This window comes from Clostridium lentum, from assembly GCF_014287815.1.
Classification (GTDB): Bacteria; Bacillota; Clostridia; order Clostridiales; family Clostridiaceae; genus Clostridium; species Clostridium lentum.
Genome location: NZ_JACOOQ010000009.1, coordinates 24671 through 39684, shown reverse-complemented (window position 1 = coordinate 39684; position 15014 = coordinate 24671). Strand labels below are relative to the sequence as shown.

The 15014-nt window shown below is 27.9% G+C and carries 10 protein-coding genes, 1 other RNA gene and 2 pseudogenes; 11 read left to right on the top strand and 2 right to left on the bottom strand.

Translation table 11 applies throughout. From position 1 onward, the window contains the following. Positions 1-5: 5 nt before the first annotated feature. From H8R92_RS06575 to ssrA, 4 genes are all read left to right on the top strand, one after another. Positions 6-1004: a LacI family DNA-binding transcriptional regulator gene (locus tag H8R92_RS06575; RefSeq protein ID WP_022211047.1), complete on the top strand. Its 999-nt coding sequence runs from the start codon at positions 6-8 to the stop codon at positions 1002-1004. Positions 1005-1258: 254 nt separating this feature from the next. Beyond that, complete coding sequence (locus H8R92_RS06570) at positions 1259-1402, top strand: hypothetical protein (RefSeq protein WP_186835033.1); 144 nt, start codon at positions 1259-1261, stop codon at positions 1400-1402. Between the two features lie 224 nt (positions 1403-1626). Beyond that, positions 1627-2901 carry an HD-GYP domain-containing protein gene (locus H8R92_RS06565; RefSeq protein WP_186835032.1) on the top strand — a complete coding sequence of 425 codons (1275 nt, stop codon included), beginning with the start codon at positions 1627-1629 and terminating at the stop codon, positions 2899-2901. 103 nt (positions 2902-3004) lie between these two features. Continuing rightward, positions 3005-3360: a transfer-messenger RNA gene (gene ssrA / locus H8R92_RS06560) on the top strand. Between the two features lie 223 nt (positions 3361-3583). On the opposite strand, the pseudogene H8R92_RS06555 reads toward ssrA, so the two are convergent. Next, positions 3584-3903 (bottom strand): annotated as a pseudogene (locus H8R92_RS06555) (IS3 family transposase); the annotation flags it as partial. A gap of 115 nt (positions 3904-4018) precedes the next feature. Continuing rightward, complete coding sequence (locus H8R92_RS13350; protein WP_279287101.1) at positions 4019-4144, bottom strand: hypothetical protein; 126 nt, start codon at positions 4142-4144, stop codon at positions 4019-4021. 520 nt (positions 4145-4664) lie between these two features. Between H8R92_RS13350 and H8R92_RS06550 the strand changes: the two genes are divergently transcribed. The 7 genes and pseudogenes from H8R92_RS06550 (at position 4665) to H8R92_RS06520 (ending at position 15004) form a co-directional block, all read left to right on the top strand. Further along, entirely contained in the window at positions 4665-5219 is a 555-nt protein-coding gene (locus H8R92_RS06550; protein WP_186835031.1) for a hypothetical protein, read from the top strand. A gap of 19 nt (positions 5220-5238) precedes the next feature. After that, positions 5239-5952 (top strand): hypothetical protein, encoded by a 714-nt coding sequence (locus H8R92_RS06545; protein ID WP_186835030.1) that lies wholly within the window; start codon positions 5239-5241, stop codon positions 5950-5952. Between the two features lie 17 nt (positions 5953-5969). Continuing rightward, the gene (locus tag H8R92_RS06540) at positions 5970-6950 is read left to right on the top strand and encodes a hypothetical protein (RefSeq protein WP_186835029.1); all 981 of its coding nucleotides are present in this window, start codon (positions 5970-5972) and stop codon (positions 6948-6950) included. Between the two features lie 219 nt (positions 6951-7169). Next, positions 7170-7325, top strand: a pseudogene (locus H8R92_RS06535) (transposase); the annotation flags it as partial. A 199-nt stretch (positions 7326-7524) separates the two neighbouring features. Then, positions 7525-13518 (top strand): NPCBM/NEW2 domain-containing protein, encoded by a 5994-nt coding sequence (locus H8R92_RS06530; RefSeq protein ID WP_186835028.1) that lies wholly within the window; start codon positions 7525-7527, stop codon positions 13516-13518. Positions 13519-13624: 106 nt separating this feature from the next. Continuing rightward, positions 13625-13777, top strand: a complete 153-nt coding sequence (locus tag H8R92_RS06525; RefSeq protein ID WP_186835027.1) for a hypothetical protein — start codon at positions 13625-13627, stop codon at positions 13775-13777. A 273-nt stretch (positions 13778-14050) separates the two neighbouring features. After that, positions 14051-15004 (top strand): ABC transporter substrate-binding protein, encoded by a 954-nt coding sequence (locus H8R92_RS06520; RefSeq protein ID WP_022168250.1) that lies wholly within the window; start codon positions 14051-14053, stop codon positions 15002-15004. The last annotated feature ends 10 nt before the right edge of the window (positions 15005-15014 follow it).

The following is a 15014-nucleotide window of genomic DNA, read 5'->3' as shown; positions in this document are numbered from 1 at the left end:
AAGAAATGACATTAAATATAATTGATATAGCCAAATTAGCAGGCGTATCAAAATCTACAGTTTCAAGATACTTAAATAATGGCTATGTTGGAGCAGAATCCAGGGAAAAAATAAAGAAGGTAATTGATGAGACTGGTTTTATGCCACAAAGTTATGCTAAATCATTAAGGACTGGTAAGACAAATCTTATTGGAGTAATAGTGCCAAAGATATCTACAGAAACAGCACCAAGAGTTGTACAAGGAATCACAGAAGTGTTATCGGAAAATAATTATGATGTACTGATAGCTAACACTAACCTTTCAGTGGAAAAAGAATTTGAATATTTAAATATTTTTAAAAATAATCAAGTAGATGGCGTAATATTCATGGGAACTAAAATAACTCCAAAACATAAGAAGATTATGGATAAGTTAAATGTGCCAATAGTTGTGGTGGCACAGTATATGGATAACTATCCTTGTGTATATCATGATGATTTTAATGCTGCAAAATATATGACAGAGTATCTTATAGGAAAAGGTCATAAGAATATTGGTTTCATAGGGGTTTATGAAGAAGATAGATCTGTTGGTCTTGAGAGAGAAAATGGATATATAGCAGCTTTAAAAGAAAATAATATAGAGATGGATATAGAAAATTTAAAAGTGGGAGATTTCTCTTATGAAAGTGGTTATAAATTAGCTAATGAGCTTATAAATAAAAAGAATACACCAACAGCGATTTTTGCAGTTACGGATAATCTAGCTATAGCTGCCATAGATTGTTTGAAAGATAAAGGTTTAAATATACCAAAGGATGTAGCAGTGGTGAGTATTGGAGATACTAGGATTTCAGAAGTTGTTTCACCCAAATTAACTACAATTCACTATCATTACAAGACATCAGGTAGAAAGAGTGCAGAAATAATGTTGGAATTATTAAAGAGTAGTATAAAAACATCAAAAACTATTAAAAAAAATATTAAGCTTTCATATATACTTATAGAAAGAAATAGTGCATAATGAAATAATAGTAAGACGTAAATTTTATATTTGAAAATATGGGAACGATACCTTGTATTGCAAATTTATTTTGAAACTTATGAAAAGGTTTTACAAAGTGAGATATTGCAAGTTTATACTAGTAAATATTTAATCAGGTATACACCACAGCTTCCATGCTATAGAATTAGGACTTATAGCAACAACAGGATTTAATTGGAGCTGCCATTGGTGGAGCAGCAGCTTGAGCTTATGTAGTAGCTACTAAAGTTCAAATGACAGCAGTTGAAGTTACAGCTTTACCAGCTATAGCTATTACAACTAGTGATACGATGCTAAATTACTGTATAGGATTAGTTATTGCAGGAGCAGTTTCTTTTATTGCTACTTTTATTATGGGAATTAAAGAAGAAGCGTAAAATAGTGTCAAAAACAATAAATATTAATATAATATAAATTATGAAGTGATAGAAGTTGTTAGGTTTGTATAGCTTTTATCACTTTTTTTATAAAAATTATCTGTTAATCTTTGATACTGTTGTTAAAGAAAATAGTATTTGTAGACGAAAAATTATAATATGAGAGATTGATTTATAATGAGTGTTATGGAATTATATAAGAGGGGAAAAGGTGGAGTAGAAGAATGAAAAAGTATGTTCTAGGAAATGTACTAAGATTATTTATTTATATTCTTAATGGAACAGATGAAGAATTATTTCTACACGGTCACAGAGTTGCATACATATTATTAAAATATTTACAAGAACAAGGCAAATACAGTGAAGATGAAATAAATCAAATGGTGCAAATAGCCATTTTACATGATATTGGCGCTTGTAAATTAGAAGAAAAATTTAAACATGATAAATCTGTAACAGCAGATTTGAGTAATCATTCAGTATTCGGATATATATTTTTAGAAAATTACACTGTTTATTCTACAGATATGGCTGAGATATGTTTATATCATCATCTTCCGTATGATAAATATTCTTTAATAAGTATTAGATATAAAGAAATAGCTATTTTGTTTAATATATTAAATGATATTGATAATATATATATAAACGGGCTTAGTTTAAACATGCGAAAATTATTAAGCCATATTGATGAAGAGTTTACTATAGAAGTTTGTAATATTTTTTCAAAAATAAATGAAGATGATATTTTATATAAGAAGATAAGCAGTGGAGAATATTTGAGTGAACTTTATAATTATTTAGACACTATAGAAATATCAAAAGAAGAGTTAGAGCAGTTTATCAAGATGATAATACAATGTAATAATTTTAGAAGTAGAGGTACATTAGAACACTCTATAACTGTAGAAGTAATTACGTATAATTTATATAAGCTTTTAGGAATAGTAAGAGAAGATATGGATACTATTTTACTTTCAGCTTTTTGTCATGATTTAGGGAAGTTATTTACTCCTATAGAAATATTAGAAAAGTCAGATAAATTAACTTATGAAGAAATGGAAATAATGAAAGAACATGTTATATATACAGGTATGATTTTAAAGGAACTTGGATTGGAATATGTAGGAGGAATAGCAGAGATGCATCATGAAAAGTTAGATGGAACTGGGTATCCATATGGGCTTAAAGATGAAGAAATACCTATGGAAGCTAAGATATTGGCAGTAGCTGATATTTCAAGTGCATTAATGGAAAAGAGGCCTTATAAAGAAAAGTTCTCTAAAGATAAAACTCTTGATATATTAAAAGCTATGGCAGATGATAATAAAATTGATAAAAATATAGTAAATAAAGTTATAGAGAACTATGATTATCTTGTAGAGATATGTGAAAAAGTAAGAAAGAAAAATAACTCTAAGTATAATGACTTAATTAGAAAATATAATGAAATAAATAATCAATATGAGGAACTTTGTAGAGATAAAACTGAAAGTTGACAATAAATTTTAAATGAATTATAATTAAATCCTAATAAGAAACTTATTAGGATTTAAAACTTAATATGGATGGTAAGTAAGCTATCATATCATATTACTACATGGGGGCGTTTTGGCTTCGACGGGGGTAAGATGGGTTTGATAAGCGAGCCGAGGCAAGCATGTCACCTCGATAATAAAGTATGCATTAAATATAAACGCAGAAGATAATTTTGCATTAGCAGCTTAATTTAACGCTGCTCATCAGCCCTGTGTGCCCACGCATAGGATTACTGGTGTCATTAAAGTGGGGAACGAAGTTTAGCAAAGCTTTGAGCTAAAGGGGTATTTATGAAGCTAGGGAATCAGGAGTTTGTTTGTGAGCGAACTGAGGACCGAAATTTTATTCACAAACTACGCTCGTAGAAAGTTAGACTGGTCTGCTTTCGGACATGGGTTCGACACCCATCGCCTCCACCATGAAACCCTCGACAATACAGATTGTGTTGTCGAGGGTTATTTATTTTTAGAAGTAAGAACAATGAACCATATAATAAATAAAAGAGACTTATTACTTAAGAAAATTGATTCAGTAAATTTAACTATAGATGATAAGTTAGTAGAAGAAAGATAATGGAGCAGCTAGATGCAATAAATGTACTTTTTCCATTGGTTTGTTTTCTCAAGCACAGATTATACTGCGGTTATCTATAATTAATTGAAGTTCTTCTAAAGTTGAGCATGATTTATAGTTTATTTCATCCTTCATATGTCCAAAAAATGATTCTCGAGGTGTATTATCCCAATGATTTCCTAATATGGACATAGATTGTCCAAGTTTTTTGGATTTCAAAAGTTTTTGAAATGTCGGAATTGTGTAATGGCTTCCTTGATCTGAATGAATAAAAACATCTTTAGCAAGTTTTACATTAGATTTTCAATTAACTTATGTATTGTATTTGTAGCAATATCTAAAGTTATTCTATCAGATAAATTATAAGCTAATATTTCATTTTCTTTTGCATATTTAGTTTTTCAAAAGATTTATAATATGTGCTTCTGGCTACGCCTAGAACGGTACACATAGTCTTAATATCATGTTTGCTTTTATTATTATTTATAAATTCTATAACTTCATCTAATTTCTTGTTGCAAATATGGCCATAGCTTTTTTGGCTAAAGCCCACCTTTGGTGTAATATTTCATTTTCCTCTTTAATTCTTGCCATTTCTTTTCTTAAAGCTTTTACTTCCTTTAATGTCATAACTTCATTTTCATCTACTTTAATTTCTTTTACATCTTTAATCCAGCCGTTAATTGTTGATTTTGCAATGCCATATTCACAGACGATGCTCTGCTAAGCTCATTCCTGATTTAAATAACTCTACTATCATATCCTTATATTCTTGATCGTATCTTCTGCCCTTTCTCATAATGGACACATCTTTCTTAACTAAATATTATTTTATTTAGTTCGACTTAATGTCTCCACTACTTTATACTAACACCAAGGTTATAAGTAAGATTAAAAGATATAACTTATATGAGAGATATAGTAATAGTTTCTATATAAGGGTTGGATAAAATTAAATATGAATATATGAATTATTAGAAACAATAATTTATATTTAACACTAATATAAATTAAGAGGAGTTAGAGTCGATATAATATTATTTTAATGGTTAGAATATAGATATATAGTGGGTATTAAATTGTTTATTGCAAAAAATGTAAAGAGATTATATAATTAAATATATTATATAATCTTAAAGGAGTTGAAAATGTGGTCGAATTTATTTTATTTAAACTATTTAATGACAATAAAAAAATTACCTTAGATAGATTATATAATATTATTGGAGAAAAAATAATTTGTACTGAGGAAAAAAATATAGTTTGTATACCTTATCAATACTCACATGCATATAGAAAAAAGATAAAACGGATAGAAAAGGAATTAGGACTAAAGAAGTATATACTAACAAATAGTGATTTTTATAAGATATTAGAAAACTCACTATATTATAATCTATCAATACAGAAAATCAATCTTACAGAGGATTTAGAAGAGAGTCATCAGTATTTAAGAGAGTATATTAATAAATTTAATGTGTCTAATTTAGATAATGATAAATACAGTTTAATTGATAAAATAATAGAAGAATTAGAATGGTGCTATGATGAAGAGGAGATTTTCGTTAAATCAATTGAAGTTAGAATGATGAAAAATAGAAACAAGGCATTATATTTATGTATAGATAAATATGGGATATTAAGTGCTGATTTAGAAGTAAAAGAGGAAGATATTTTGAGTATTGTGAATAAATGTTTATATTAAAATTATGGGGGGATAAACTGTGAAGAGAAAAATAATACAGTGGCTTAATATTGTAGTATCCCCTATAATAATTTTAATTGTTTATTTTTCAGGTCATAGTATACTTAATGATATTATATTACCATGTATTGACGGTATTTTAAATCCAGATATTATACAAAATATTAGTTCTACAAGTGCAAAAATAGCAGTAGATACAGCAATATTAAATCTGATTTTGAATGTAATAATATTGAAGGGATTAAATTTAATTAAAGTAACTGTTAATATCTCAAATAGAGATAGGACTCCACAGTTATTTATACCTATTAATAGAGAAAAAACAAAGATTGTTGAAATAAAAGTTCAAGTAGATTATAAATGGAATTGGATAAAGAAATTAATAAAGATTTTAGGTGGCAGTGTAATAGAGATATATATTCCGGAAAATATTAATTATCAAGTGAAAAATAAGAGAGATTTTAATTGCGATTCTCTAGAGGATATGAATAGACCCATGTACATAGCTTTAAATTTAGAAAGAGCTTTAGATATTAAAGAGAGTAGTAAGGAGATGTACTTATTATTAGAAGTAACTGCTGAATCTGAATATTTAATAAATAAATCAATTCAGACAGATTTCTCTATAGGGAGTAAAGTAAATATAATTAATAAATTAATCTTTATATTTATGAAATTTTTATTTATGGATATAGTATTAGATAATCATGATATAAGGGGTAGAAATATATAAATTAGGGGAGATAGAGAGTGAATTTAACATTAAAAAAGTGGAAAATTGAAGGTATAGATACGTTAGATAAATTTAAAGAGTGTCTAGTAAAAATAAATAGAACCTTGGAAGTTGATAATTGGCAGGGTGAACCTCCTAGATATTCTGTTACTTCTAATATTGAAGGAAACACTGAAATTTTAGACAGAAATATTAAAATTGAAAATAACGAATATAGATATATTTCTTTTAATATATATATTGAAAGAGCTAGAAGGGCAAAGAGTTGGCATGATTCTCAGGGGCTTTTAAAAGATAGAAAAGAAAGAGTAAATGTTTATCAGAGTAATATGATTGCATTTGAAGAGCATGGAAGTATATCTATTATAACATTTAGTGCGCCGACAACAGTATCAAGAATATTTAAACATGCCTTTGATTCTGAAGAGTTAAAGGATGTTATGGAATCATCATTTAATATAAAAGAAGATTTCCTTTATTGGTTATTAAAGAGATTAAGAGATTATCCAAATACTGATTTATATAATAATATTAATGTTAATATTAGTGGTTTATATGGCTATCTTGGAAGTAATGGGAACAATGATTGTAGAGGAAATGGAAGAAGAGTACTAGCTGTATTAGGGACATTAGCAGTTATATTTAGCTCTGAAAAATTAAAATCACTAAGACCAGAATTTCAACATAATGGGAATATAGTGGTTATAGAGATAAATGAAGATAATACTATAAAGCTTTATGAAGATGATTATTTTGGGAATTTTAGTGTATATACTGGTCAAGAAAAAAGTAATATTTTGGCATTATATACAATAAATGCGCTCTTGCCTATGGTACTAGATGCTTACAATAAAAATATAGCTGATAGCCTGTGGTCTGTGGAACTGAAACTAGATTTTCTAAGAACTATTGGTGAAGAGATTAAAGAGCGAGTACAAGAAGAGTTAGATTCATTAGAATTTGCATCAGAAGAAGAGGAAGAGGATGAAGAGATTTAAATAAATCATATAGGTGGATTTTAAAGGTAGTGATTCGCCTCCACAACAATAAGCCGTGAAAATTTTTCACGGCTTATTTCTTGTATAAAGAAAACACCTTGCTATGAAAGGTTGTTTAGAAAAGCTTTAGTATTCAGTATGTTAAAAAAACTCCTTTTGTTAATACTTTAAGGTTCGTCGGCCAGATTTAAATAACAAAAGGAGGGACAATATAATAATATGGATACTAATAGTTTAGCACATACTAAATGGAATTGTAAGTATCATTTAGTGTTTGCACTTAAATTTAGGAGAAAAGAAATATATGGAGAACAAAAAGCGGAAATAGGAAAAATTTTAAGGCAATTATGTGAATGGAAGGGCGTAAATATCATGGCAGATCAAATAAGTTTTAGGTGTATAAAAACACTCCCACTGTATAGAGATTAATAATTAGTTGGATTATCAAAATATTGACCAAATATGTATATAATGGTAGAATGACGTGTAAAAATAATAGGTAAACTCTTTAGAGTAGCTTTTTTATATCAACTTAATGTACTTATGAAACAATAAATTACTTTGGGGGAGAAATATGCACAGAAGAAAACTATCAGCCTTAATTATGTTAGCAACCACTTTTAACTTTTCAGCACAAACTATAGATGTTTTTGCTAGTGAGATAAAAGAAGACATCAAATTATCTAGAAGTATATCAAATGAAGAAAATGGGAATATACAATTAAATCAAGCTAAAGTAAGTAAGTTTGATTTACTTAATAGTAGTTATTTAGAAGAGTATAATAAAGCTTTTAAATTAGATAATTCTAAAATAATTTCAATAGCTAATAACGGAGGACAATATTCATCATCAAACATATATAAAGCTATTGATGGAAACTTTAGTACTCATTGGGAAACAGGAAAAGTTAACAGTGAAACCTTTGAAAATGAAGTAATACTTACACTAGATGAAGTAACGAAATTAAATAGAATAGTATATGGTGCAAGACAAGATGGTGCCAAAGGTAAAGGTTTTGCTGAAGAATTTGAAATATACTCTTCACTTACAGACAATGGAGATGATTTCACTTTAGTAAGCCAAGGAAAATATACAGATTCTACTAGAGATATAGTAGAAATAAAATTTGAAGAAACAGAATTTAAAAGAGTAAAGTTTAAATTCAAAAAAGCTAATCAAAATTGGGCATCTGCCTCAGAGTTTATGCTTTATAAAAAGGATACACTATCTGAAATAATAAATAATATTTTTACAGATGGTACAATGACAAAGTTAAAAGATGAATATAACAATATAGATGTAATAAATAATTTAGAAGCGGAACTTAATAATCATCCTTTAAAAGAACAATTAGTATATTCTATAGATTTAGCAAAAGAAATTTTAAAAGGTGATAAAGATTACTCAGATAGAACTTTTACACTAACGCAATATGGTGATACACATTCAAAAGCAAGAAATCAATTAAAAATGTCTACTTTTGGTACAGACTTACAATCTACAGGTATAGTGGCAAAACCAGGACAAGTATTTAGAGTTTTTGTTGATGCAGAAGATGGGGCACCACTTCCAACAATTGCATTTACTCAGCAAGAAGGTAGATTTGGTTACTGGAAAAAAGAGTATCAATTACAAAAGGGTATGAATGTTATAACAGTACCTGAAATATATAGTGACTCATGGAGTATGAAATCTACAAAGGGTGGAGCAGTATATTTAATAAACAAATATACACCTGAACAACAAGGAAAAGCCCCAGTTGTACGTATAGAAGGTGGAGAATTCTTCCCATCATTCAAACCAGGAGATGATAAAGAAAAATTCTTAAAATTATTAAAAGAATATAAAGAAAAGCTAGATAAAGATCCTGAAAATACAGTTGATATATATGAATTCAGTACAAAAAGAGTATTATACACAGGAACTGCAAAAGCAGCATATCAAGTATATGTAAATGAAAACGTAGATGTTGAAGAAAGTGTAGATGTTTGGAATAAGAAATTCCAAGAAGCATTTGATTTTGCTGGATTAAAAGATGATACTAGCGATCCAAATAATGATTCTACAAATGTTAGAACAGCAGTAAGGTTAATGCAACCTTATGGTGCAGCTTATGCATATACTGATCATATAGGTATTCAAAGACATATACAAGAAATTGTATTAAGAACTGATGAAAGTAGTATAAACAGTGTACTTTGGGGAATGCTTCATGAAGCCGGACACCAAATGGATATAAAGGCAAGAGAGTGGGGCGAAGTTACTAATAATATGTGGGCAAATAATGCTTATATAAAAAATGGATTAAATGATAGAGTACAATATGATAAATTATATGAGTATTTAGCACCAGAGAAATCATTAAAAACGTACGAAGAATTAGATTATTCTGAAAAACTAGGAATGTTTTGGCAAATACAAATAAAGAAAAATACTTATTGGCCAGAGTTAGAAGCATTATATAGAAAGAGAAAACCTAATCCTAGCACTACACAAGAAAAGCAAGATTTATTTGCTGAATATTCATCAGAAATTATAGGTATGAATCTAAGTAATTATTTTGACAAATATGGATTTAAATTATCAGATGAATGTAAAAATAGATTAAAAGAGAAATATTCAAATGTAGGACAAAAAATATGGTATTTAAATACTAGTGCTATGAACTATGAAGGAAATGGATTTGAAAACAAAGATACTTCTTTAGAAGTTTCATTATCAAAATCAAATTCTGGAATAAAACTAAGCATGAGTATTGCTAGTGAAGTAAAAGATGATTTCCTTGGTTATGAAATAGTGAAAAATGGAAAAGTGATAGGGTTTACTACATCTGGAACTTATATAGATTCAGAAGTAACTAATGCAAATGAAAATATAAATTATGAAGTAATACCTTATGCAAAAAATTTATCAACAGGTGATAAAGTACAAATAAATTCATTAACACCAAGCATCAGTATTCAACAAGAAACTATAACATTAAATTTAAATGAAGAATTTAATGCTATGGATTATGTTAAAGGATTTACTCACTTAGGAAGTGACATAACATCAAAAGTTAAATTTGAAAGTAATGTAGATACTACTAAGCATGGAAACTATCAAGTTAAATATACAGTAGAAGATAATGATGTAACTTTTAATAAAATATTAAATGTAAAAGTAGTAAGTGACTATGATTATTTATCAGATTTTGAGTGGAAATCTGTATCAACAGCATGGGGGACTCCAAGAAGAAACTCTAATATACAAGGTAGAGTAAATGGAAATATAAAAACATTTGAAAAAGGTTTTGGAATACATGCTAATGGTAAGATAACTTATGATTTATCAGATAAAGAATATGATACATTTGAGGCATTACTTGGAGTTGATCAATCATCAATACAACCAAATAATAATTCAAGTATCAAATTTAAAATAATAGCAGATGGTAAAGTTTTAGCATCTACAGATGTTTTAGGATATTATGACAACATGGCTTATGTAAATGTTCCTGTATCAGGTGTTAAAGAGCTTGTAATTGAAGTTTCTGATGCTGAAAATGGAAATACAGCAGACCATGGACTAATAGCTAATCCAAAATTAACTACAAATAATGCTAAACCAAAAATTATAGCAGAAAATAAAAACTTAAAACTTGGACAAGATTTCAATCCAAGAGAAGGTGTTGAAGCAATTGATGTGGAAGATGGAAATTTAACATCAAAAATTGAAATTGAATCAAATAATTTTGAAAAAGATAAAATAGGAAAATTTGAAGTTGTATATAAAGTAACTGATAAAGATAACAATGTAACAAGTAAAAAAATATATGTTACAGTATCTGAAGATTATACAGTTACAAAATCTAAGTATGGGCAGTTCTCAAATTTAGATGGATATAACGAAGAGTTTAAATTACCTATAGTATCTGCAAAAAATAATGCAGGAAATTACGGAAACAGTGTAATAGGCAATGCAATAGATGGAAAAATAAATACTCATTGGGAGACAAACTCTCCAAATAATAGTTCATTTAAAAATGAAGTAACATTTGATTTAGGTGAAGTTCAAGAAATAAGCAAGATGGCATATGCATCAAGACGTGACGGAAATAACAAAGGTTTTGCTACTGAATTTGAAATATATGTATCAGAAAGTGAATCAGGAGATGATTTCTATTTAGCAGGACAAGGCTCATATTCTGGAGCAATAAGCGATACTGTTGAATTTAATATGAGCAAAGTAAATGCAAGAAGAGTGAAGTTTAAATTTGTAAAAGCAAGTGGAGAATGGGCAAGTTTCGGTGAAGTGGCATTTTATAAAGAAGATAAATTAGCAGATAAAATGGCTGGTTTATTTACAGATGAAAACAAAACAGAAGTAGCACAAAGCTATAATACTTTAGAAAAATTAGAAGCTTTAAGAGAAGAGGTTAAAAATCATCCAGCATATGAATTATTCAAAGTTGAATTGGATAACGCTGAAAAAATAATAAAAGCTAAATTCCCAACTTTAACATTTGAAGAATTTACAATGATTGAGAAAAATACTGAATTAAATTTAATGGATGGAGTAGTTGCAAGTGATCAAGAAGATGGCAACATAACTTCAAATATAGTAGTAAATGATGGTGGATTTTCACCAAACAAAGTAGGAACATACAAAGTAACATACACAGTAACTGATAGTGATTCAAATATAACTACAAAGGAAAGAACAATAGTAGTTTATGGTCAAAGCAAATATTTATCAGATATGAATTGGGAGTCAGCTACAACTGGATGGAGAAGTGTTGTTAAAGATATGGCAGTTGGCTCAACTAATAAGATTAAACTTAACGTAGATGGAACTGTTAAAACTTTTGATAAAGGTATTGGTGCTGCAACAAATGCTAAAATAGTATATAATTTAGATGGAAATTACAACTATTTTACAACATATGTGGGAACAGATAAAAACTATAACTTAGGAAGTACAACAATAAGATTTAGAATACTTGCTGATGGAAAAGAAGTTTATACTTCTGATGTAATAAAAACAAATACTCCTGCAGAATATGTAAGATTAGATGTTACAGGAGTTAAAGAACTTACTTTAATTGCTGATGATGTAGATGGAAACTTAGTAGGAGATTTTGCATCTTGGGCAGATACTAAATTATATAAAAATTATTCAAAACCAGTAATAGAAGGTAAAGATTTAGCAGTATTTAATGTAAATGAGGAAGTAGATTTACTTCAAGGAATAACAGCAACTGATTATGAAGATGGAAACTTAACTTCTAAAATAAATGTAAAAACAGATTATGAAAAAGGAAAAGTTGGAATATTTGATGTTGTATATTCTGTAACAGACAGTGATAACTTAACAACTGAATTTACAAGAAAAGTAGCAATTACAGATGAAGAAACTTATGTATCTGATTTAGAATGGAAATCAGCAATAATAGGTTCAGGGGCTATAGGTAAAGATAAATCAGTAAGACAACAACCTATAAAACTTTTAAATGAAAATGGAACTTATGATACTTTTAAAAAGGGTATAGGAACTCATTCTTATTCAGAAATAGTATATGATTCAACAGGATATGATATATTTGATACTTGGGTAGGTCTTGATGAATTTGTATCAAATCAAAGTGCATCAAGTGTTATATTTAAGGTTTATGTAGATGGTAAATTAAAAGCAGAAACTGATGTTATGAAATCAAATTCACCAAAACAACGTTTAATGGTAGATGTTAGAAACTCTAATGAAGTTAAATTAGTAGTAGATTCAGCAACTAATGGTATTACTTGGGATCATGCAGACTGGGCAGAGGCAAGATTTAGAAATATAGCAAAATTTAATACAGCTAAATTAGAAGAAGTTTTAACAAAAGCTGAAAATATAAATTTAAATAATTATACTCAAGAATCTATTGAAAGATTAGAAAATGCAATAAATGTTGGTAAAGAAGCTTTAAGTTCAGCTAATCAAGAAACAATAGACAAAGCTATTGAAAAATTAAAAGAAGCTATGGATTCATTAGTAGAAGTTAATTTAAATGAAACAGTGCAAATAAAAGATGAATTTTTAAAAGCTAGTATACAAAAAGAACTTGGAATATCAGGTGAAATAACAGTTGGACAAATGAGAAAACTTACTTCACTAAAAGTATCACAAGTAGAAAGTTTAGAAGGGTTACAACATGCCATAAACTTAGAATCATTAGATATAGACTATAATGAAATAAGAGATTTATCACCACTTAAAAATCTTAAAAAATTAAAAGATTTAAAAGCAAATGTTTTAGGTGGATTAATGCCAGGGAGTATTTATTCAAAAGATAATAAAGCAATTGTAAACTTGGATGTTATAAATAGAAATGGTGAAAAATTATTACCAAAATCAGTAATAGTGAAGCATAATAAAACACATGAATATACTACTTTAGATATAAAAGATTGTGTAGATGAAAATGGAGTTGTAACAATAGATACTACAAATTTTGACTCATATATATATACAATTACTTTAGTATATGAAGATGAAGTTGATAATTATACATCACAATTTATGTTTATGCTTGATAATAGATAATAATATATAGAATAGTAAAATTAATTATTTTTAATATGCACTTTGACTGTTTTTAGGCTTTTTCAGTGTTTATGCACATCTCTTAGTTGAATTTTTACTAGGGGGTGTGCATTTTTATGCAAATGGTGCTGGAGTAGGGGGTGTAATGTCTTTTGCAGCACTTTATAGTTTAGAAACTGTAGGGTTGGCAGGAGATGTTAAAGTAAAACAGAAGAAAAATGAATATGTGAATAATAATATTCCATATGCACATATGTAATAATCATCCTCAGCATTATAAGTCATATCGTCTCTCTTACTAATATCATTTTTAAATTTTTTACTTTTTGACTTTTTGTGTCCAAAATATTGACATAAGACCAAAGTAGCACAAGACATTTTTGTACTATTTAATTCTTTTTATACTTTATATTATAATTTATCAATAAAAAATATAATATAAATATGAAAATATTGACGAAATAAGGCGAAAATGATAATATAATTCAAGTGATAATAAAAATCAATAAAAAAAGAAGGGGGAATATCAGATATGATACTAAATAAATTAATAAAAAAATCAGTATTAATGAGCATGATAATAGGAAGTGTAGCACTTATAGGGTGTGGAACACAAACAAATGAAGAAAAAGTAAAAAGCGAAAATCAAATAGTAGTAGAACATAAATTAGGAACTACAACTTTAAATGATACTTCTAAAAAAGTAGCAGTATTAGAATTATCATTTTTAGATTCACTTTATAACTTAGGAGTAAATCCAGTAGCTATAGCTGACGATGGAGAGCAAACTAAAGTAACAGATATAACAAATGGAGAATCAATAGAATACGTATCAGTTGGAAATCGTAAAGAACCAAATTTAGAAGAACTAAGTACATTAGATTTAGATTTAATAATAGCAGATACAACTAGACATAGCAAAATATATGAAGATTTAAGCAAAATAGCACCAACAATAGTATTAGATAGTATTGGATCAAGCTATGATGAATACATAAAGAACTTTGAAACTATAGCAAAAATAGTTGGAAAAGAAGATAAAGCAAAGACTAAGATAGAAGAAACAGAAAAATTATTATCAGATGTTAAAGCAAAAGCACAAGAAAAATTAGGAGATAAAAAAATATTAACAGTATCACCTAAAAATGATGAATACACAGCACATACTTCAACTTCATTTGTAGGACAAGTTTTGGAAAAAGCAGGATTTGTTAATGCAATTGAAAATAATGATAAAGAAGTATCATTATCTTTAGAACAATTGGTAGAAATCAATCCAGATATAATGGTATATATGAGAGAAGATATAGATAAAACTATATACAAAGAATGGAAAGATACAGAATTATATAAATCATTAAAAGCGATACAAAATGGAGATGTATATACAACGATAGCAAGAGGTCCTTGGACACAATATAGAGGATTTATATCAATAAATACATTAACTAAAGAAATGTCACAATGGCTATTAGATAATAATTAAATGATAGGAT